Origin of the sequence: Blastomonas sp. AAP25 (genome assembly GCF_001295965.1) — a bacterium.
Classification (GTDB): Bacteria; Pseudomonadota; Alphaproteobacteria; order Sphingomonadales; family Sphingomonadaceae; genus Blastomonas; species Blastomonas fulva.
Genome location: NZ_LJHP01000020.1, coordinates 103,875 through 126,616, shown reverse-complemented (window position 1 = coordinate 126,616; position 22,742 = coordinate 103,875). Strand labels below are relative to the sequence as shown.

11 protein-coding genes and 1 pseudogene are annotated in these 22,742 nt (G+C 56.8%); 10 read left to right on the top strand and 2 right to left on the bottom strand.

What is annotated here, in order from left to right:
- The first annotated feature begins 47 nt into the window (after nucleotides 1-47).
- From IP68_RS19795 to IP68_RS13680, 8 genes are read left to right on the top strand one after another with little or no spacing between them, the layout of a single operon-like run.
- Entirely contained in the window at nucleotides 48-3,308 is a 3,261-nt protein-coding gene (locus IP68_RS19795; RefSeq protein WP_082382366.1) for an SNF2-related protein, read from the top strand.
- A 4-nt stretch (nucleotides 3,309-3,312) separates the two neighbouring features.
- Entirely contained in the window at nucleotides 3,313-5,757 is a 2,445-nt protein-coding gene (locus IP68_RS13710) for a helicase-related protein (protein ID WP_156318152.1), read from the top strand.
- Complete coding sequence (locus IP68_RS13705; protein WP_054135559.1) at nucleotides 5,757-6,638, top strand: hypothetical protein; 882 nt, start codon at nucleotides 5,757-5,759, stop codon at nucleotides 6,636-6,638. The genes IP68_RS13710 and IP68_RS13705 overlap by 1 nt, the downstream gene beginning before the upstream one ends.
- Nucleotides 6,631-9,723 carry a hypothetical protein gene (locus IP68_RS13700; RefSeq protein WP_054135558.1) on the top strand — a complete coding sequence of 1,031 codons (3,093 nt, stop codon included), beginning with the start codon at nucleotides 6,631-6,633 and terminating at the stop codon, nucleotides 9,721-9,723. Before IP68_RS13705 ends, IP68_RS13700 begins: the two co-directional genes overlap by 8 nt.
- Nucleotides 9,720-10,403: a hypothetical protein gene (locus IP68_RS13695; RefSeq protein ID WP_054135557.1), complete on the top strand. Its 684-nt coding sequence runs from the start codon at nucleotides 9,720-9,722 to the stop codon at nucleotides 10,401-10,403. The genes IP68_RS13700 and IP68_RS13695 overlap by 4 nt, the downstream gene beginning before the upstream one ends.
- Nucleotides 10,403-14,971, top strand: a complete 4,569-nt coding sequence (dpdJ, locus tag IP68_RS13690) for a protein DpdJ (protein WP_054135556.1) — start codon at nucleotides 10,403-10,405, stop codon at nucleotides 14,969-14,971. Before IP68_RS13695 ends, dpdJ begins: the two co-directional genes overlap by 1 nt.
- On the top strand, nucleotides 14,971-15,516 hold the full coding sequence (locus IP68_RS13685; RefSeq protein WP_156318150.1) for a hypothetical protein: 546 nt from the start codon (nucleotides 14,971-14,973) through the stop codon (nucleotides 15,514-15,516). The genes dpdJ and IP68_RS13685 overlap by 1 nt, the downstream gene beginning before the upstream one ends.
- Nucleotides 15,513-17,567, top strand: coding sequence for a hypothetical protein (locus IP68_RS13680; protein WP_054135554.1), 2,055 nt, complete (start codon nucleotides 15,513-15,515; stop codon nucleotides 17,565-17,567). The genes IP68_RS13685 and IP68_RS13680 overlap by 4 nt, the downstream gene beginning before the upstream one ends.
- Nucleotides 17,568-18,354: 787 nt before the next feature.
- On the opposite strand, the pseudogene IP68_RS13675 reads toward IP68_RS13680, so the two are convergent.
- Nucleotides 18,355-19,034, bottom strand: a pseudogene (locus IP68_RS13675) (integrase core domain-containing protein); the annotation flags it as partial.
- 389 nt (nucleotides 19,035-19,423) lie between these two features.
- Nucleotides 19,424-20,710: a cytochrome P450 gene (locus tag IP68_RS13665; protein ID WP_054135552.1), complete on the bottom strand. Its 1,287-nt coding sequence runs from the start codon at nucleotides 20,708-20,710 to the stop codon at nucleotides 19,424-19,426.
- 221 nt (nucleotides 20,711-20,931) lie between these two features.
- On the opposite strand from IP68_RS13665, the gene IP68_RS13660 reads away from it, so the two are divergent.
- Together IP68_RS13660 and IP68_RS13655 are read left to right on the top strand one after the other, a co-directional pair.
- A complete protein-coding gene (locus IP68_RS13660; RefSeq protein ID WP_054135551.1) occupies nucleotides 20,932-22,152 on the top strand; it encodes a cytochrome P450 in 1,221 nt (406 codons plus the stop codon).
- Between the two features lie 4 nt (nucleotides 22,153-22,156).
- On the top strand, nucleotides 22,157-22,726 hold the full coding sequence (locus tag IP68_RS13655; protein WP_054135550.1) for a malonic semialdehyde reductase: 570 nt from the start codon (nucleotides 22,157-22,159) through the stop codon (nucleotides 22,724-22,726).
- Nucleotides 22,727-22,742: the final 16 nt, after the last annotated feature.

Here is a 22,742-nt window from a genome sequence, read left to right as displayed (position 1 = left end):
CGATCCTTGGTTTGCATTCGCATTTAGCCTTCGTTTTTAAATCTCAAATGAAAACCCCGGTATCGTCTCCCGCTTCAGCAATGCTTGGATTCCTCGTCCAACATCGTCATTTTGGTTCGTGCAAAATCTTAAAGATCGACGGTGCCCGTGTCGAGTTGCGCCTGTGCGATAGCGGCGGTCGCCAGCTTTTTTCCCGCGAAGCGATCGAAGGCCGTGATTTCAAACGAACCGTTCTGCGATCGGGCGCTCTCGCCATCGGACCGCATGGTCAATGTGTCGTTGGCGCGACAATTGAAAGTGACTCTGCCGGTCCCCGACACTACCGTATCACTTATGTTGAGGATGGCCTCGGTGCCAATGTCAGTGAAATCGAACTCCTGCCTCTCCCCGCAAGTTTCGCCGACAGTCTACCAAATCGCATACTCGAAGGACGGGCTGACGACTATGCGGTCTTCAGTGCACGCCACCGCTTGCTTATCTCGCTGGGCCGCTTTAATCGCCAGGTCGGCGGCCTTCGCGCCCTTCTTGCTAGTCGGATCGATTTACATCCGCACCAAGCCTTCGTCGCGGGCACGGTCATTCTTGACCCGGTGCGCCGCTATATTCTTGCCGATGAAGTTGGGCTAGGAAAGACGATAGAAGCTGGGATCATTCTTCATGATCTATTATCCCGTCGACCAAATGCGCGGATTCTTATCCTGACGCCGGGGCCCCTGACGCGCCAATGGCTTTGTGAAATGCATAGTAGCTTCGGCGGTCAAGGTTTCAAGCTTGCTGACCTGCATCCGATCGAAGCAGTTGATCTCAACAACTGGTCGAAGCTGATCTGCTCAACCAATTTTGCACTCGACGGGCTTGACGAGGATTTGCTCGAAGTCCCATGGGATCTAGTGGTAGTCGATGAGGTTCATCATCTGCTCAACACCCCGCATCTGTACGATCTGGTCCAGAGACTCTCATTGAAGGCTCGCGATCTCCTCCTGTTGAGCGCTGTCCCAGTTCGACGGCGCGAATCTGAACTCTATCGATTGCTCGGACTGCTGGATCCGCGTGCATATGGGCCTGGCGGCACCAAAGAAGAGACTTTCCTCGCCATTTATGGTGCGCAGGAACAACTCGGGCGCCGGCTTAATCTTCTGTCGCATGACCTGGCTGATCTCGATGAGGGGGAAGCTAGTACAGAAGACGTGATCGATCGCCTCGATCGCCTTCTTTCATTGCCCATCCTTCAAAGCGATAGGCAACTGCAGGCTATGTTGGCCGCTGCTGAAAACGATGCAGCCAGCGTCGGTGTCATTGCGCGTCAAGTACATACACTCATTTCAGATCGCTATCGAGTTAACCGACGCATTCTTCGTAATCGCCGCGAACGACTTATCAGCCAGGATCGCCTTGCCGCTATCACGCGGATGCCAGCACTGCTCCTATACGATGCTGATCAAATCGAGGGCGAAGCGGTCGATGCTGTTCAGGAACTTCTGGGTAGCCTTGCTAAAATTCCGGACCTTTCCGCTGACATTCTTCGACCATTTGCACAGGTGCTTCTGCAGGCGCTGGTTGATCCAAGCTCGACACTTGATGTGCTCGATTCGCTGAAGCGTGCCAAGGCATCGAAAGTCAATTCCTACGGTATAGAGATGCTTAACGGTGTCGTTGGTATGGGCGGTGAACGTTGGAGGGTACTCCTCGAGACCGCATGTGCTGGCGTCAAAGCGCATGTCGAACCGGGGCTGCTCGCGAACGCACACAGGCTGGTCGCAATCTGGCGATCCTCCCGCACATCGGCAGGACGATCAGAGGCATTGGCCGAGCTGGTCGCGGTGGAAATCGGCCAAGGCCGCAAGACGCTGGTGTTTGCGGGCTTCCCCGGCGCTGCCGATCGACTGGCCCAAACCTTGCGAAATCGTTTCGGCGACAAGGCAGTCACTGAGTTCCGCAGTGATCTTGATGATATGGCGAAGGAGGAAAATGTTCGCCGATTTCGCGCCGAGCCGCATGTGATGGTCATGGTCAGCGACGAGAGCGGTGGCGAGGGTCGAAATTTCCAGTTTGCGCACAGCCTTGTACATATGGATCTTCCGTGGCAGCCCGCCGTTATCGAGCAACGCATTGGTCGTCTCGACCGCCTTGGGCGTGAATTGGTGTCGACCGAAGTAGTTTCGCACGTCTGCGTTAGCTCCGGAGCCTGGGAAGCCGGACTGTATGCATGCTACAATGAAGGCCTAGATCTCTTCGGCTCCTCCGTGAGCGGCCTGGAATTCTCACTCCGGCACATTCAGGATCAGATTATCGATGCTGCGCTTGCCGGGGGGCGGGACGCGCTGTCTGATTTAGCCCCTGCACTTAGTGTCATGGCAGCAAACGAACGGGTTCGCGATGACAGTGAAGCATTGCTCGACGAGGCCTCTTACCACGCAGTGCGCGCCGAACGATTTGTCCGTACGCCTGCTGCAGATAATGAGACTGAACTCGAGACAGCGTTCCTAGACTATTTTCGATTGCTGGCCGGAGGGAAAGGTGTGTCACGCTACAAAGGCGCAGACGACACAGATGGAATATGGACCTTGCGCCCAGACGACATCCGCCATGGTGAGATTACAGTTGTTGATCGCGACGGTACTGGTGAAATCGGAAAACGCGTCGGCACGTTTCGGCGCAACCTCGCTCAGCGGCAGCGTAACATTGAGTTCTTCACCTATGGAAACCCGCTGTTCGACGCCATCGTTGCAGCACTTGGCCAGAAGCTGACGGGCCGCACCTATGCAATTGCGTGCCAAGCACCAGGCACGGCCGAATTCATCGGCCTCGAGGTTATCATTGCAGCCCGGCCGCATCTTAGTTCAGCGGACATATCACCCAGCCTACTTAACCTCGCCGAGGCAATCTTTGGCACGCGTCGCCGGCCGTTATTTGTGCCACTCCTGGCCGAAAATCCGGTCGACGGGCAGGCACTTGGTGTTCTGCGGTCATCGCTGAAGCCTGGCGGATCGAGTCCGCGCTGGCGTGATCTTGGCGGCGACGAAGTCGAGAGCTTTGTGCAGCGTTACGACGGAGATTTGGCTGGCTGTTTGCACCGTGCTCAGACCGAACTTATCCCAATGGCACGGCAAACACTGGCCCAGGACCTTGCTGAGCCGATTGGTGCGGAGATCGCGCGAATCGTTGCACAACGCGACCAACTCCTCGCTGCTGCCGATCCCAGTTCCATTGCAGAAGCAACGATGCTCGAGCAATATCAGGCGCTCATTGAAAGCTGGGATATCGTAATCGACGGTATAGGTTTTCTCGCGGTCAATATTAGGAATTAAGATAGTGAGTGCGATCGCGCCTCCCTCGACGACGAGCCTCGCTCAGCAGTTCCGTTTGGCCGTCGGCAGCGGAGTGGCTGCCGAAGCCATCCCGCTGCCGACGAGCACTGCGCATCCAGACTATCCGTGCTGGCGCTTTCTGCAACTGCTCAAACGGTGCCCGACGCCAACCCTAGACCATGGTGTTCTGCTTCGCCAGGCCGTCCGATGGTCGGGCGACAAGCTCTTCGTAGGAAGCTGGACGCCAGCTTTGGCGGCGGTTGGCACGCGCTGTGGAATTGTTCTGTCAGCCGCCGGCGATCTGATCACAGCGCCTTATCAGCCATTCTGGATGACCAGCGAACCGTGGGCCGATGGACAAGGCCTCGATCAACTTCCCGAACCTGCGATACCTGAGGAAACACTTCCAGCGGAACCCTGGCTTTGGTCGCTGGCCAACGGGCAGATGCGCACATGGCATTCACCCGCTCAAAAGGAGGCTTGCTGGCAAGCGTTAACAGCACCGCCCGGCGCGACAACATTACTCGGCCTTCCGACCGGGGCCGGCAAGAGCCTAAGTTTCCAACTAGCGGCCCGTTTTAGTCCCGGGGTTACCATTGTCATCGTTCCAACGACTGCGCTCGCGATAGACCAGTGCATTGCAGCTAGCGAGATACTCGCTGCTTTTCCACACTTGGGGCCGCGCTATTATTCGTCGAATGATCCGAACAGCGATCCCGCCTCGGTCAGGGCGGCGCTACTAGATGGCAGTTGTCGTTTGCTTTTTGCGTCCCCAGAATCGTGCGTGTCTGGAAGCCTGCGTGGCATTATCGATGACCTTGCCACCGCTGGACGGTTGCATACGCTGGTGGTCGACGAAGCGCATATCATTGACAGTTGGGGTGGCCATTTTCGTGTCGCATTTCAGTTGCTCGCGCTTAGACGTGAGCAATGGCTGCAGAAAAGTGGCGGCACGTTGAGAACACTGTTGTTGTCGGCGACTTTCACGCTGGGCTGTCTGGACCTGCTGAAGTCGATGTTCGGTGGTGGGCTTTGGCGCCAGTTCGCCTGCCAGCGCCTCCGACCGGAACTATCCTATTTCCATAGAGCTTTCGTCAACGCCTCTGATCGCGAAGAAGCGTTGCTCGAGGGATTGCTGCATTTGCCCAGGCCGCTGATCCTCTATGTTACCGAGGTAAAAGAGGCGCAACACCTCGCGAAGGTGCTGAGCGATGCCGGCTTTATCCACACCCAATGCTTCCATGGTGAGACTGCGGGTGCTGACCGGCGGCGCTTGTTACTGGATTGGCGCGCAAATAAGATCGAAATCATGGTCGCAACCTCAGCGTTTGGCATGGGCGTAGACAAGGCGGATGTTCGAACGGTCATTCACGCGTGTTTTCCTGAAAGCGTACATCGCTATTACCAAGAAGTCGGGCGCGGCGGCCGGGATGGTGCCCGGTCGATTGCGCTCTGGATGCCACTGTTACCGCGCGACCGAACAGTCGCCAGCAATCTTTTGCCTAACATGCTGGGCGCTGAGAAGATCAAACTGCGCTGGGAGACAATGCGCGTCGGTGCACGGAAACTCGAAGATGGCGTTCTAAGTGTGAAGACCAATGCGAAGCACCAGGGTCTTATGGGTGGGCGCAGCTACGGCGAAAATATTCGCTGGAACAAAAGGTTGCTGCTTATGATGGCGCGAGCGGCGCTTATAGATCTAGTCGACCTCGTTTATGAGGAAGACGACGATGAACCTGGCGGGCATGTCGAGCGCATTTTGTTGCGCTGCAACTTCGTACCAAGCGACCCACGGATCGCTGAGTTGCTCAAGCTGCCACGCCAACGCGAACTTGATAACGCGAGGTGTGGGATTGCGGCGCTCGACACATATCTCGACGGTAGCTCAAAAATATGCAGGCTGTTGCGCCGCGAATATGGCGATGAGACTATCATTGCTTGCGGTGGTTGTCTGGCTTGCCGCGATCACCCATTCGACCGGCACTCTATTCCAGTGCTTGATTTCGATCCTCCTCGCCCGACCGAACCGCGACTCGATGTTGTTGCAACCGGGATGTTCTCCACTGGTGCAAAGTCGCATGCCGCGCTGGCCGAAAATCTGGTCGACCTGATTAGCGAGCAGCATTGCGTCCGATTTCTTATTGCGTCTGATCTGCTTGAGAATCTTACGAGAGAGATTGGACAGCGCCTGCCGCCCATCGGTCGGCACTTCTACCGTCTCGACGGCGCAAATGAGGTCGATCGGCTCGGTATCGACGCCAATGACCATATCATTGCGATTCATGGCCGTTTACCCGATCGGGCGATGCTACGGTTACGAGCAGGCGTGCGGGTTTCACATCTATTTCCCGCCGACGCGCAAATCACTGACGCCAATAATCGGGTCTTGCTCACACACGAAGGCGCATTCTTCTTTCCTTCCTTTGACCAATGGCGGACAGAACTCTAATGTTCACTGATGACCAAGCAACACCTGCTCGTGTTGAAATGCTCCTCGATCTGGCACGCAGCATGCAAAGCAGGAAGTTCGATTCTTCGACGATCCAGCAACTCCTTCAGCCTACCGGGCTGCCTGGTCTGACGAAAGGGAGCAACCAGTACCGCATCGTGCTAAACGCGGCCAAGGAACTCGATCTCGTCAAGGAACAAGACGATGCTATGATCCGGCCAACTCGCCAACGTGACTCACGCTCCGCACATCGCGCCGTCCTAGATGCGATCGATGATAAGGTGCTGCGGAGCGACGAAGTGGAACCGTGGTTTGCACTATTTTATGCGTTCCTCCTGGGACGGGACGAAATGGCGGCACTGGGACCTGCGGCCGGAACACATTGGGAGAACCGCTTCGAACGCGAGCTTTTTGGCGGTACGAGGCAGAACAATCGCTTCAATGAATCGAAATATCGTGGCTTACGCCGCTGGTTCCGCTATTCAGGACTCGGTTGGCACGATGGCGAAGAATGCTTCCATCCTAACCCATATCAGAGACTTGAACGTCAGTTGCCTGCAATCTTCAACAAAGTGCGTGATCTTTCGATCGATCTATTCATGGACCGTCTCTCGGAACTGTGCCCGGAACTTGACGGTGGGCACATATTTCTTAGGGCCAACCGAGATTGGGATGTCTCTGCGCGGACGGTCTCACTCGGACTATCGCATGCATTAGTCGATCTACATCTGGATGGTGCCATCGAACTCAATTGCCCACTCGACAGCGACGGTTGGAGCATTGCCAAAGCCGCGCCACCATATGACGGTAAAAATCTAAAATCCGATCGCGTTGCCAGTGTGCGAATGCGGTCTGCTGGTGGAGCGCGGACCAATGGTTGAACCCATTGCGATCCCTGACCGCCTTGGCGACCCGTGCTGGACCGAAGCCAACCTCGAGGCGACGATCAGGACCGTTGCTGCGATGGGCGACGAAAGCGCCTCGCGCTTCTTGGCAACCCATGCTCCCATTACCCATGTAAGGATTGGTGATACCGACCGTACGCTCTCTGACGCTAAAGTGTTCGAGAATGTTGCGCGGTTGCGCGCACGAGAAAATGTCGTTCTGATCCATGGGGCTCCGGGAACCGGCAAATCGCATCTGATTAATTGGATCAAACTTCGCTACGACCACGCCGTCGATTCTGGTGAAATTGTCGGGGTCCTCCCGGTGTTGGTGCGACGCCGTACCGGCAGTCTCAAGGATGCGCTCGAACAGTTGGTCGAGCAACTCCCAGAGCGCTTCCACAATTATCTCGAACCAGTGCAGTCCGCGATTGATAGAATTTCAGAAAAGGAAGCGCGCAAGAAGCTTGCCACCGAACTGCACCTTGAACTTGGTATTCGGAGGGAAGATGCAGGAAAGGAACGCTTGCCGCGGACCATCCGACACCTCGCCGAGGCATTTCACGCGGAAGGATTTGGCGCTTGGCTGTGCCGCGAAGGTGGCGTGATAGACCGCAATATTCAACAACTAATCAGTCCAAGCGAAATCAAAGATCGCGAGAGTTTCCCACCATTCACGGCTGAAGAATTTCGTATCACCAATCCCCGGCAACGCAGCCGCGGTCTTAATACCGATAATGTCATCCGGTTGATCGACGAGCTTGAAGACGAGCCAAAATCAGCCGAGCAAGCGGCGGCTTTATGCAATGAAAGTCTGCGCGGCGCACTGCGCGAATTGATGGGGCTAGGGAACGCTGCTCTATCGAGCATTCTACGCGACATCCGGCAGGATCTGCGCAAAGAAAACATGCGTCTCGTCCTACTTATCGAAGACGTATCAACGCTCTCGGTGTTAGATGACGAGGTAGTCAACGCCGTTGAACCCCAGGACGACGCGAGCTTATGCGATCTTACGGCTGTGTTAGGCATGACCGAACAGGCGTATCAGCGCCTTCGCGATAACCAATATCAGCGTATAACCGGAAGTGGTTTCATCCTTTCCTTTCCCAAGGATTCCAGCGCCGATGCATGGGTCGATGACAGCGCTTATGTCGACCGCTTCGTCGGGCGCTATCTAAACGCGGCGCGCCTCTCAGAGACCCACGTTGATCAAATCGCTGACCGCCGCCGCCAGGGCGCGGATGTAGAATTGAGCGCATGCGACGACTGCCCAGTCCGCGAGAATTGCCATGCAGTTTTTGGTTCGGTCGTTCTAGATACGGATACCGTCATCGGATTGTTTCCGTTCCGGCCAAGCACGGCACACTATCTGCTGGATAATCTTGATGCCCACCAAACTGGGGTGCGGCCAACTCAACGCGGTCTTCTCGATCATGTGACCAAGCCGGTTATGCGCTATGTCGGTGCCCTTGCCGAAGGCGATCGTCACGCATTGACACTTCCGATCAACCGTCGACAGCCTACCGACTGGCAGACGCTGAGTGAAGTCTTCCTAGGTGGTTGGGCCCAGATCGAGCGAGAACGCTTTCGCCTGCTGGCCGAGGCCTGGACCCCGAAGGTCAAAGCGACCGACATCGCCAGCGACCTAAAGCTTTTGCTTAAGCCGTTAAATCTGCCAGATTATAGCGCGAAGGCACCTGACGCGACGCCGGTTCTTCCGGGCGGCGCGAAGGGACCGACGGTGCCGATCGACGACGCCATGGGGCCGGGCAAGCAGCCGATCGATACGGCTATGCAAAAGCGGCTCGACGGCCTCCTCAATCGACTAGACCGCTGGATAAGTGGTGAGAAACTTGAGACGCCTAAGGATTATCAAGACCTGTTGATCAAGTTCCTCAAGGGCGCACTGCCTCTCGACGATATCCGAACGCCAGCAATTCCCGCGCAACTCAAACTACGTGATGCCGATCGTGGCTCCATCCGTATCGAAGAGGCTTCTACCCAGGCGACGAAGAATCGCGTATCGTTTCATTTCCCGCGCACCGAGGACACGCATCAACTGATCCAAGCACTTGTTCACCACGACGTCGAAGGTGGCGGGTCATGGCAGTTCCCGGGCGCTGAGCGCTACAAGCGGATCGTTGCGCGCTGGCTTCGTAAGTATCAGTCCGCGATGTTTGCTGCACTCGATCCCGAAGGCCTTTCACCCACCGACCCAATCAAGCTCGCAACCAAATTCTTGTGCGTCGCGTCTATCATCGAGCGTAGAGCAGGCCTGCCAGCAGATACGCCAGTGGCGCTGTCTTATGTGACTTCCACTGCACAAACGTCACCACCGACGGTGCTGACCGAACAGCTTCGCAAACTTTATGCTGATTTGCCTGACCGTCGACGCATGCTCCAGTCGTTTGTCGTTGACGAGACCAATCTTCCCCAGGGGCGGCGGGGCGACGTCGTTGTCATTGATCCGCAGATCATCATGGAGGCGATCACCGAGGCCCGAACCGATCCGTCAATTGCTGCCCTTCCGGATGAATATGCAGCAAGCTACTGGAAATCGCGGTATCAGGCCTTCGACGGGTTACGCGGTTGGTCGGCGCTCCCGGAAGCCATCGCGAATGAGCGCGCTGCCATCGGGGATCTGGTTGGCGAGATCGACAGGATTTTCCTTCGCTTTGGGTTTACAGTTGGCGCAAATTATGGGGGGTGTATAGAATTCTTCGCCGAAACTGCTCGCCTCATAGAACTGATGAAGTCGGCGTTTCACTGGCCCGCGAACGAGATCGACTTTTTTAAGCGAGACCGCATCATTGATCGCGCTGAGGCCTTTGCTAAGGTACTCACAAGAGCCGCTGCGGTGGCTGAGGGTGTCAACGACAGTGAGGTCCTACAATTTGATCCTAAAGAACTGCAATCTGTAGCCGCTTTTGTGGAGCGTTGTCGAAAAATCATTGATGACGCTAGTCGCTTTGCTGATGCTAAGCTTGACCATTTGACTGCGGATGGCGATCCCGATCTAATAGAGGGAGAAATCATTGCGGAACTTTTGCGCCTGGATGCACCTGCGGAGGTTCACTTGTGAACAAGATCGCTGAACTCGTGGAGCGCATGAAAGCGATTCCGGACAAGGAAACGCGTGCAGCTCAGTTGGAAGGCATGAAGGCAGTGCGCGATAAGGTCCGTGCCGCCGCTGATGCCGCCGATAGATTACGTGTGCGGACCGTCGCGTTGGCGGCAATTATGGACGTGGATTTTGTTGACAAGGGCACGTTGAGTCTTACGCAAGCTTCTCAATCGGCGACCACATTAAAGAAGCGCTACGACCAGGGCTTGGGGTTCGATCTCAAACGCGCGGATGCAGCGCTTATCCAAATCAACGAGCGCCTCGATCAGGGAAGTTCGGCAGTCGATAAGGGTTGGCGCGCTTTAATTGACGATCAGGTGCGCCGGTTCAAACCGTTGGCGGAAGCGGCCGAACGGGCAATGCTGCCGGGGGCGTCTTCGCTGCGTAACGCAATCGGAGTGGTCGAGGGCTGGCGGGATAGGCCGCCGGTGAACCGCCAAGCCGCCCACCTCTACAGCGAACATGCTGCACAAATGCCAGCATCAATCGCGAAACTCGGTCTTGAGGGGCGTGCGGGCAAATTCATGGTCGATGCTTCGAACGGTCGCGCCAAGGCACGCGATCTACAGGACGCCGACGTTCTTGCATTTCTTGAGGCGTATCCGGCGGTCTGGGCGATGCTGAAAGTTTCACTCTAGTGTTAACTGCATCTCCCGAATTTGTTTCCGACCTGCTCAACTTTATTGAAGAGTGCGAACAGCGACTTCAGAATTGGGGGTTTTACGATGTCGCTTTTGACGAGACCGACCTTGAAGCATTGATCCATACCGACGCGCCCGATAATTTAATTCGGGTCTGGGAGAGTCTCGTCTCGAATGGCGCAAGCCTTGGGACGCTGCTCAAGGAAATGAGGCGCGCAGATCTACTTTATTTGCTGCCCGACGGCTCGGGTCGGGTACGCAGTCGCTTTGCTGAGGGACTTCGGCTAATTGCGCACTTGCGCCAGCGCTTCAGTCACCAGGATTGGGCCAGCGGTCGTCGCCTTGTCGCTGATGTCAAACTACATCTTGCGCCGCGGCGCTATCCAGCCATTGGCATTACAGCAAAGGTCGCCTGGGAAGGCATGGCGCCGTATGCCACCCACCCATCCTTCCAACGCCAGATATTTGATGCGCTGGCATCACGGCCTGGCGGCGGCAACTATACATTCGCTGGGTTTCAGGTCCGCTCGTTCGAGCGCATTTTTCGTTCATACGGTTCCGAGGAGCAAAGCGGAACGGTGGTCTGTGCGAGCACCGGCGCTGGCAAGACTAAGGCATTTTATATCCCCGCATTTACTGCGATCTGCGCAGAACTCGACCCCGCCGCTGCGCGTTTTACAAAGGTGATCGCGGTTTATCCACGCAATGTGTTGCTTGCGGACCAGTTGCGGGAGGCTATCGCCGAAGCCGGGAAGTTGCGTCCGATCCTTCATGCCAATGGCAAGCGCTCGATCACGGTCGGTGCGCTTTTGGGCGACGTTCCGCCGCAAGATCAGTTCGAACTTGGTGCTAAAAGCCTTTTTCTCAAGAACTGGAAATATGTCCGCAACAAGGGGTGGATAATCCCTTTCCTGCGGGCACCGTTCGATGATTCGCGTGGCGAATTGATCTGGCTCGACTCGGATCGCAAAGCCGGTCGCACAACGCTTTATCGCGCTGATGCCATCGAAGGTGCCCCAGAAATCCCCGATGGCGTCATCCAACTGACCCGCGAAGGTTTGCAAGCAAATCCGCCAGACATTCTATTTCTTTCCCTCGAAATGATGCATCGAGAACTTGGAAATCCGCTTTGGTCCAAGACCTTTGGCATCGGGGTCAATGACAAGCCGCGCTTGTTCCTGTTTGATGAAGTCCATAACTATAGCGGCCTCAGCGGCGCGCAGGCGCCCTGGATCATTGCGCGCTGGCGGCAGGCGGCGCGGCTTAAAGGCTTGCACGTCGTTGGACTTTCGGCGACGTTAAAGGATGCACCAAAGCATCTCGCGTTGATCGGATGTATTAATCCCGAACGCGTTGTTGAGTGCACCCCAACTGAAGAAGAACTAGAGCCGGAAGGCCGTGAGTACACGATCCTCGTCAAAGGTGACGCAGCATCAGGGGCGTCACTACTAGCGACCTCGATTCAGGTGGCGATGTTGCAGGCACGCCTCCTTACGCCGGCACATGTCGCCTACCCAGACCAAAAATCGACTGCCGGACGTTCGATTTATTTGCGAAAGCTATTCGGGTTCACTGATCAACTTGACAGCCTCAATCGCTGGCTTCCCGACCTTAGTGACGCCGAATCGAATCGCTTGGCCCAGTACCGTTTGCCCGCCACCAAGTCGGGGCAGGCTATCACTACTTCAACCGAACGGGCGATGCTCGCAGATGGACAAATCTGGGCGTTGCCCGATCTTCTTGGCTACGATCTTCTACAAAGCGCGCGTATATCACGCTGCTCATCCCAAGATCCAGGTGCCGACAACACCTCCGATGTTATCCTTGCAACCGCGAGTCTCGAGGTTGGCTACGATGATCCAGATGTCGGTGCGATGCTTCATCACAAGGCACCTCGCAGCATAGCCTCCTTCCTGCAGCGGAAAGGACGCGCCGGACGGGTACGCGGCTCGAGACCTACAACGGTGGTCGTTCTTTCAGACTGGGGCCGCGATCGCTGGCTGTTTCAGAATAGCGAACGTCTATTTGCACCCGATGTGGAGCCAATAAAAGTTCCGTTGTTCAATCCCTATGTACAACATGTCCAAGCGACGAGTTTTCTGCTCGACTGGCTTGGTCGGCGCATCGGGGCGCCGGACCCGGTTCGCTATTTGCGCCGTCCCAGCAGGTACACCGCGTCGGCGCGAAAGCGCGCTATTGCGTTACTGCGGCGTCTCCTCGATCTGGGCGATGACTATGCTGCCTTTCATCGAGAACTCGGCTGGGTTGTTCGTCACACGCAACGGCTTCGCTCGGCGAGCGATGAAGAAGTCGATCGCATCGTCGACACCATGCTATGGGAAGCGCCTCGACCGGTGCTCCGTCATGCAGTGCCAGCGCTCCTACGCAAGCTTGAGGCGGAATGGCGTTTCGCTGATCCTAACAGAAGCGACGACCGTGAAGACAGTTGGGCCAAGCAGCCGCTCCCGAGCTTCATTCCTGCAGCTTCGTTCGCTGATCTTTCGGCATTTGACATTATTGTCGAGTTCCCCGGCACCGATAAGGAGAATGAGGCGCGCGGGATTGCCGCGCAGTTGATTGAGTCCTGTCCCGGTCGTGTTTCAAAGCGCTTTTCGGTGCGACGGCAGGAATGTGGCTATTGGCTGGCAGGATCCGAGCAGCTGCTCACCCTTGCGAGTCCTGTGATCCTGCCGGCGCGTCATTTTTTCCCAGATAGTTTGGCAATCGGAACCGATCAGGCCTCAGCGGCACTCCAACCTTTGCGCATGGCGCTCATCGAGCGACCGCATCATGTCAAAGATAGCAGCAATGCCGCTTGGCAATGGGTTAATGGGGCAGAATTGATCGGAGAGGGGCGCGCATTGCCGCTTCTCGGACAACCGAAATGGAAGCTGATTTTCGAACGGGTGCGGGCATTTCTCCACGGGGATCTGAACTCTATTTTGATGCAGCGACGCACCAGCGAAGGCCGGTTCGATATCCTGATGAACGGCGGGGTCGAGCAGCGGGGATCGATCATCCTTGGCCAAACCAATGTGCAAGGCGAAGTTATCCGCGAGCCCGTGGGCTTCGAGCAATCAGTCGATGGGCTTATTTTCGACGTTTGCGGCGCGCATTTAGCGTCCCGGCCTGAACTCGATCCGGACTCCATGGGACGTTTGCGGCAGGACTATTTCCGCCACGTCTTGCTCGGATCTCCCCTTTTACGAGAGGCTGCCAGCAGCTTCACGCTTGAATGGGTATGGCAGACTAGTCTTGCGATGCTGAGTGCCACCGCGCTCAAAGGAGAAATCACCCTCGAGGCGGCCCAAGAACGCCTTGAGGGTAAGCGCATCGCCGCGATCGGTCGTGTTCTATCGCGCATGTTCAGCGTCTCGGCACTCGACGACGATGACGCCGATGACCATCAGGCTGGTGGCAAAGCACGGCAACGCCTTGAGGCGCTTTGGTCCGATAGTGGTTGCTCTGCTGAAATACTGCGCGCGGAGCGCATGTTGTGGTGCGATCTCGATGAGCACTTCGAAGACTGGCTTCGTAGCCGTCACTTGCGGACGTTGGCGGAAGCCTGTCTGAGCGCCGTGCATGCTATAGCCACCGATGTCGGGGAGGGCGAACTCGTTGTCGATGTGCTGGATCACGGAGAACGGCCGCTGATTTTGATCTCAGAGAGTGCCCCGGGGGGGGTGGGGCAAATCGAAGCTTTCGTGCAAATAGCTCTTGATGGCGAGGGCGTATTCGAGCGAGCTTTGTCGCATGCCCTGGATTTCTGCACCCGTGATCACATCGGCAAAAGCTTAGTCGCAGTTGCCGCAGAAGCGCGGCGACCCACCAGCGCGCTTGCGAAAGCCTTTGCGCACGCTCGAGCAGCACGCGGCTATCAGCAGATTTTGGAAGCGCAGAAGCGACTGATGGATGCTCTCGAAGTGTCAGCGCTCGGCGCATCGCGGCAAAATGTCGTCGCTGTGGTTGGCCGTCTGCTTCAGCCGAACAGCAATCTAGCAACGGATGCCTGGTTCGACGGCCTAAACAGACTTTGGGTCAAGCGTGAGGAGCGGCTCGGTTCACCCATCGACCCGCGGGTCTTCGCATATTTGCTGGTCGACTCGCCATCGTTGCGGAAACGTTTTTCTGCTATGTTGGCGCAATTAGCCGGACAACAGCCCGCCGAGGCCCAACTTTTCGCACGTACCCAGGATTTCCTGCTGCCAGGTTGTCATGACAGTTGTCCTCAATGCCTCGTCAACAGCAACCGGTTTGCAAGCGATATACGGCCTTCTCGGGAACTCACGAACCAATGGCTAAGCGCGTCGCAACCCGCAGTGACTACCATTGCAGCCGATGAAGGGTGGACAGAGCGCGTCCGCCAGTTGCTCGCTAGCCAAGATCGCATCGATATCCTAGCTAATGAAGGCCAACTCGCGTCGGTCGCGCAAACTCTGCAGACGCTTTTGACTGAACCTTTCGAGCGTGACTATCTCCTAGTTTGGCCAATCGTGTCGGCGGTAGAACGCGAACCTAACGGATGGCGGATTGGGGTTGAGATCCGCAGCATGGGGGTGAGATGATGCCCGCTCTGCTGCAAAGTCGCGATATCTGGACACATGGCGGTGGCTGGCCGCTACCGGACCTCTTGCGATCGGCTCTCACATCGCTGCTGTTGCTTCAAGGCCATGATCGACCAGTCTATTTCGCTAGTCCGTGGATTACAGACTTCGATCTCTTCGATAATCGCTTCCGTGATTACGCTGCGTTGTTTCCGCGGCTTGCAGAGCATCCCTGGATCCGGTTTTCAGACTATGTCGCGCTTCTGTCGGCCAGTTTCGATGTTCGCTTGCTGACAACCGATAACGAACGCTCATCCGCTTTCATGAGCACGGCATCGCTGAAGGCCGCGCCGCGCCTGTCGTGTCGGCTTGGTGACAGCAAATTTCATGAGAAAGGGATATTGGCGCCCAGCTTCTATATAGAAGGTTCGATGAACATTACGCATCATGGTGTCCGAGTGCGCGGCGAAAAGGTGATTTACCATAGTGTTGCGGGTGCTGGGGTTCCGCCGAAAATCGCCGCGGCCTATCTCGAGTTTGATCGTCATTGGAAGACTCTCGGATGAGTACGGCCAATATGATCTTACTCCTTGATGTGTTCGGTGCACGCCTTCCTGGCGAGTTGGCTTTCGATCTGACGAAACAAGGCGACGTGGGATGCGATCATCCGTTAGCTGGAGAAATCGCAGCCGCCTTGGACGGGCGGGCGGCGTCTATGCCTTATGCCCTCAGTCAGGATGTTCTGTGGGTAACGTTTGCGCAAACGGCCGATGCCCTCCGTAGAGTTATCGAAGACCTGAGATGCTGGATACTCCCGAGCTTCGGGTGGGAGGGCCAACCATCGATCGTGTCCGAAGCCGGCGCTACAGGTCAAATGGGCGTTTTGCTTCTTCGCCATTCGCCGCAAGGCTACTTTCGCTGGTATAGCCGTTCGGCCGACACCTCCGCTGTGATCCAGCGCCTCGCGACCATGCGACGGGTTATCGAACAGGCGCCAGCGAGGCAGACTCAAATCCGGCCAACGCTGGAGATGCTTCGTCGCCAGTTCACGCTCGGACTAGCAATCGGTGACCGAGGCGCCGCTGATGAGGCTGTCGACGAGATTGATCAGCGCCAACTCGATACCGCCTCAAACACCCTGTCGATGCGCATTCGGCTAGCGGCCGCCTTCGGCGATAACCGAGCAATCGTCGACCACCCGCAACTCGACGATCTGTTGTCGATGCGCGTTCCGAGACGCGTAATCGAAAGCGTCTTGCTGGCGCATCATGCATTCTACCTTTCTGATGCAGAGCATGCCGGGGACATTGCAGCAGCCCGCCAAGCCTATCTCCCACTGAACGACCGGCTCGCAGGCCTGGTCGGTCCGATCTCGGGCAAAGTCGATGCCGTGTTCGCGCGCATGGCTGCTTATGAAGCCGCGCTTAATATGGAAGCTGACCGCTTACGAGCCCTGGCGTCAATGTTTCCCGATGACGCCATTGTGGTAGCGCTTGCGGCGGACTTCACGGCTTTACCAGCCCTAGGCGACCCGGAGGTCGTGGAAGCCATCGACCAGATTGTTGATATGCCGGAACCGATCATGGCCGAAATGGTCGATCTGGCCAAGGCGCACCTGCTAGATTCTGATCTCGTCGCTATTCCCGAAGTGCGGCCAGATTGGGCAGGCGTGCCGTCCTTGATCGCAAATGGCGGGCTAGCTCAATTGGACGCACTGCTCGAAAGTGCCAGTATGACGCCGGACATTTGCGATCCAGGCGATGGCGATTTCGTCTTTGAACTTTACACCGACCCCGACATTGCAACTGATCCAATCAAGCGGGCCGAAGCAGATCGTGTGCTAACGACGGTAATTGACGCGTATATATGCGAAGAGCGCTTTCCCAGACGGGAGAGGCTGCCACTTTATCAAACGGTTCTTGAAATCTGGTCGTCCAATAGGTCGCAGTCAACAGATCCCATTGATGGGCAACTTTTGCTCACTATCGCGGACGCTATGCTTCGGCTTGACGGGAAACTCGAGCGCGCCGTTGCCGCCACGATTATCCGCTGGTGGGAAGCCCGTCCTGTTCGTTCTCGTCTTAGTTGGCTTGGTGAAACACTAGAGTTGCTGACCGAACATAGCGTTTCGCAGGACTATCTTTCGCTTTGGTATGACGGTGCAGTCATGATCAAGGTCGATTCCGCAGGACTTTCGGTAACCGATAAACAGATTTGGCATCGGCTTGGTCGCAGGCTAGGCCTTGACACTGCAGCGGCCGACGATGCTCTGGGCGGGCCGTGGGACGAGATCGCCCTTACCACAGATCGTCTGCGGGATTTTGGCTTTACGAAGATTGCTATTGTGTCCTTGCACGAACGAGCAGCACGAGAGGCCGCAGCGCAAATCGCCAAGCGAACCGATGCGCACATCATTGTGGTCACAGACCACGCTGCTGGCGAAGGAACGGCTTCGGCCGCAACAGCGGACGTAATCCTTTATGTGTGGGGTGCAACCAAGCACGCTGTCTACCGCGCATTTGACAAAGTTCGGGACCGAATAGAGTATGTGCAGGGTACGGGCAGTGCGAGCATCGTTCGCGCCCTTGAGCGACGCGTTAGTAGCGCTATCGTTTAGGATATACTATATCCGAAGCAACTATCTGTTGATTGTAACATAAAACAAAATCAACCTGTAATGATACATGTCGGTTTCGATTATCCTGTCCCATTTGTTTGGGAGAAGAGAAATGCAATTATAGGCTCCTCCGGCTAAGTAAGTTGGCTGTAAAATAAAAGTCTAAAACGAAAAAATTTTGTAAAAATACTCTAAATAGTATAATAAAGAGACGATTTTTCCTGTTTTCCGCATTTTACAGAACTGCTTCATTGCCGCTACGGCAAGCACTATTTTACAGGAAATGAGGTTCCCCGGCGTGGAGCGTAACTCCGAGAATCGAGTTAAGTCGCCAAATCTATTTTAAGCGACGCCGCCTGCATGCCCCGTGGCGAGAAAGGCTTGGAATCGGTCAGCGATACTCAACAATCAGCGTCTTACAAAACAGGGCGCTATCTAAAGCCCGGGTTAGTGCGTCACAGTGCGCCTTGATGCACGCACAAAGTGGGCATTAAAGTAGGCAAAGAACCCCAAATCTTCACTAAACTGTTGAAAATATGAGGTTATTGGCGGAGACGGAGGGATACACATTAATTAAAGTAAAGAACTGAAAATAAAGATATTATATCTATCTTGATTGTAAGTTTTCCCACAAATTTTCCCACACTTCCTGATTCAAGGATGCTGCGTTTGCGGATATGAGTGACGGCGAGGTTCTCTCCGGCTCCCTCGTGTGCCTGGCGATCTGCCCCCCGCTGATCCCACAGTCATAACAAGAGTCTGCCGGTTTGATATTCGTGCTCGCACGCCGGCGAGCTTGTGCGGGCGTGCGGTTCCCCAGGGATAAGTGTGGCCTGACGTTGTTGTGGTCGTAGCGCCAGACCGCCAGCTTTCGCTGGGCATCGGCAAGTCTGTCGGACAGCTCCTCGTTGAGCAGCTCGTCGCGCAGTGAACCGTTGAACGATTTAATGAACGCATTCTGCTGCGGCTTGCCTGGATCGATGCAGTGCCACTCGACCCGGTTCTCGCTCGCCTACCTCAGAATTGCCCGGCTCGTAAACTCCGTCCAATCGTGCTGATGATGCAAGCCGGTTTGCCATAGAGCAGCACCAGCGTGTCCAGCTCCCGGGCAACCCGAGCGCCAGAGATGCTGGTGGCGCCTAGCAAGCACAGTTTCTCACGGCAGGCGTCATCGTTGATCGCCAGGATGCGCAGCCTACGTGACTTGCCGAAGCTGTCTGCCACAAAGTCCATCTACCAGCGATCGTTCGGACGCACCGGCACAGGCATCGGCGTCCGACTGCCGCGTGCCCGCTTGCGACTGCGCCGTCGCCGCACCGACAAGCCCTCTTCGCGATAGAGTCGTTAGAGCTTCTTAGGGTTTATCACGTGGACCTTGCGTTCGAGTATGACGGCGACACGTCGGGGACCGAAGCGGCGGCGCTGAGCGGCAATCTCGCGCATCTCCCCGCGAATCTTGGCATGGTCACCGCATGCTGCTTCTCCGGGAGGAACCTCGGATCGCCGGGGGTGACCAACTCATAGTCACGCGAGTCAGCGAAGCTAGATGCATCGCCTCCCTCAGCGAGGGTGAGCACAGCGGCATGTATGTCAGCGAGCGCGAGCGATACAGCTCGCCAATGAGAATTGGATCTGATCCGCGGATCACCATACCGGCCAGCGGTTCGGCAGTGCCGCAACCAAAGGCCTTACAGAAGGCCTCACTCGGTCACTCGCACACCCGGATCAAAATCTTCTTACACCGCGGGTGGCAACTATAGAGGTCCTTAGCCTAACTGCAAAAAAGCCGAAAAGACAAGCGTGGGCCTTACCAGACGGCAGGCGTTGCCCTGCCTTCCATCTTGCTCTTCCTGACATCACGCGTCCCAAAGGACATGGATGGCGTCCGGTCCGCGCAGGTTGAGGCCCCTAATTTCAGGATGTGGAAACGCCGGATCAAATCGCAGATTTGGGAGGTCCAGCATCGCATCAAGGGCGACCTCCATCTCGGCCTGTGCCATGTGCATTCCCATACACATGTGCGGGCCGAAACCAAAACTCAGCAACGGCCGCATCGGACGCTTGAGCCACAGTCGGTCAGGGTCTTCATACACTTGCGGATCGCGGTTGGCGGCGGTGATTGCCAGAAGCACGGCGGTTCCCTTGGGGATAGTGATGCCGTCAATCTCCATGTCCCGCGCGGCAATCCGCCCCAAGGCGCCCGCCGTAGGATCACGGCGCATTGTTTCGGTCACAGCCTTTGCGATCAACGTGCGATCCTGTCGCACCTCTTCGAGTACATCCGGATTTTCGAGCAGTTGCACCATCATGTTGGCAAAGCTGCGCGTCGTCGTCTCACCCGCAGCAAGCAGCAGCATGCGGATATAGGCGGTGATCTCTTCGTCGGTGAACATCTGGCCCTCATGCTGCGTCTGCATCATGTAGCCCAATATGTCTTCGCGCATCTCGCCGCGGGCGCGATAGGCCTGCACCACGGGCAGCAATGTGTCGTACATGGACTGTCCCGCAACCATCGACTGCGGCACCGTGATCTTTGCAAGCTCTGGGTCGGACTGCGGCGCTGCCACTACCTGGATTGCCCAGCTGGCAAGGTTGGCGAGCAGATCCTTGTCATCTGGAAAGCCGAAATAGGCATAGATCGCGCGGATCGGGAACGGCAGCGCGAATTCGCGCAACAGATCGGCCTTGCCGTTGGGGCGCAATCGGTTGACGAAATCGTTCATCACCACCGGACGGATCAAAGTATCGATGAGCTTGCGGATCTGCGGGCGCATGAACGGCTTTTGCAGGGTTGAGCGGAATGCGCCATGCTCGCTTCCGTCCATCGCGGTGAGCAGCATGTTGTCGACTGCTGCGCCGAACCCGTCCCCGACGATGTAGCTCTGCCAGTCAGCAGGGTTCATCAGTACCGCGTGAATGTCCTTGTAGCGGAACAGGCTGACGATGGGCCTGCCGGTCATCATGTAATCGGCCATGCTCGGCACCTGGTGCTGCTGCAGGATATCGCCGTGCATCACCGGGCAGGTAGACCGCTTTTCGGCGAGCATGGGATAGGGGTTGTTCGGAGCCTTGCCGGCATAGCCGTTGGTCACCAGCGAATAATCGGCGACCATCTGGTCGAGCGGGTCTAGCTTTACGGTCATGCTGTGGCTTTCTGGTTGGGACAGATGGCAAGCCTGTTTCAGACGGTTTTGCCCGACCGAAAACCTGTCGTGCGGTATGGCCGGGCAGGAACGCGAATGGACAGTTGCCGGAGGTAGGCGCCGCAATACATTGTTGTCGCTCACCTATCCTTTAGCAGGTCCGCGCGCCACCTTAGCTGCCAAGACGGCAATAGGACAAATCGACAACAGACGAGGTTTTTATGCTGGGTGTACAGGTAACCGAGGCTCCGCCGCATGTGCCTGCCGATCTGGTGCGCGACTATCCGATAAAGATGGGCGGATTGGTCGAGGAAAACCCCTTCGATCGCATGATTCCCGAAATTCACCGCACAATGCCGCCGATCTTCTATGCGCTCGATGCCTATCCGGGCGGAACGCCGGCCTGGATCGTGCGACGGGTCAAGGACCTGCAGGCGATCTATTACGATACCGAAAGCTTCTCCAACAAGGATTTTGCGCCCTTTGCGCTGCTGGTGGGTGAAAGCTGGAGCTCGCTGCCGGCCGAAACCGACCCGCCCATGCACGGGTTGTACCGCAAATGGGTGAACCCGCTGTTTTCGCCCAAGGAGATGAACAAGCTGGACCGCAAGATCCGTGACTATGCGCGCGACTATTGCACCGCGATCAAGGCCAGGGGGTCCTGCGAATTCATGGGCGAGTTTGCATTCGAGTTTCCGATCAAGGTGTTCCTTGAACTGATGGGGCTGCCGCAGGAGATGACGGCGGAGTTTCTCGAATGGGAAATGGGGCTGCTCCACACCAACGACCTGGCGGTCATCGCAGCCAGCACGCGCAAGGTGGTCGATTATCTGCGGGGCGAGATCGCTGATCGCAAGGCCAATCCGCGCGACGACCTGATCAGCTACGGCGTGACGATGCCGATCGATGGGAGGCCGCTGACCGATGACGAACTGGTCGGGTTCACCTTCAACTTGTTTATCGGCGGCATGGATACCGTCTCGACCAACATGGCGTGGCAGTTCCGTCATCTGGCCACCCACCCTGAAGACCAGGCAATGCTGCGCGCCAAGCCGGCGATGATCCCCGATGCGATCGAGGAGATGATGCGCGCGTATCCGGCGGTCACAACCTTCCGCACCTGCAGCCGCGAAGTGACGATCGGCGGGGTGACTTTCCAGCCGGGGGACAAGATCGCGATGCCGACCAGCCTGGCGGGGCGCGATCCGGAAGAATATCCCGATGCCGACAAGGTCATACTGGGCCGCAAGTCTCGCTATCTCAGCTTTGGCTATGGGCCGCACCTGTGCGTCGGCATGCATCTGGCGCGCCGGGAAATGCGGATCGCGCTGGAGGAGTTCCTGGCTGCGATCCCGCCCTTCCGCATCCAGGATGGGTGCACCGTCAAGACGCATACCGGGGGGATTTTGCAGCCGGAGACACTGCCGCTGGCTTGGGATTGACGGCATGGACTTGGCGGCGTTGTTCGGCTCGGCGCGCACTTTCAACGCCTATCAGGAACGCCCGGTGCCCGAGCCACTGCTGCACCAACTGTATGATCAGCTGAAATGGGGGCCCACGGCTGCCAACAGCTGCCCGGCGCGTTTCGTCTTCGTGACCTCGGAGCAGGCAAGGGCGCGGCTTCTCGCCTGCGTCAATGCCGGCAATATCGCCAAGGTCGAATCTGCACCCGTTACCGTGATCATTGCCGCCGACACCCGCTTTTTCGACCAGATGCTCACGCTCTTTCCGTCGCGCGATTTCAAGTCGGTGTTCGAAGGGAAAGACGCGGTTATCGCTGATCTTCTGGCGCGCAACGTGCCGCTGCAGGGCGCGTACATGATCATCGCCGCGCGCGCGCTCGGGCTCGACTGCGGGCCGATGTCTGGGTTCGATGCCACTGCGCTCAACGCAGAATTCTTCCCCGATGGGCTCTGGCAGGCCAATTTCATTTGCACTTTGGGCTATGGCCGTAAAGACAGTGTATATCCGCGCAATCCACGGCTGCCCTTCGACGAGGCATGCCGCATCCTTTGATTGAAGAGGTGTCTGC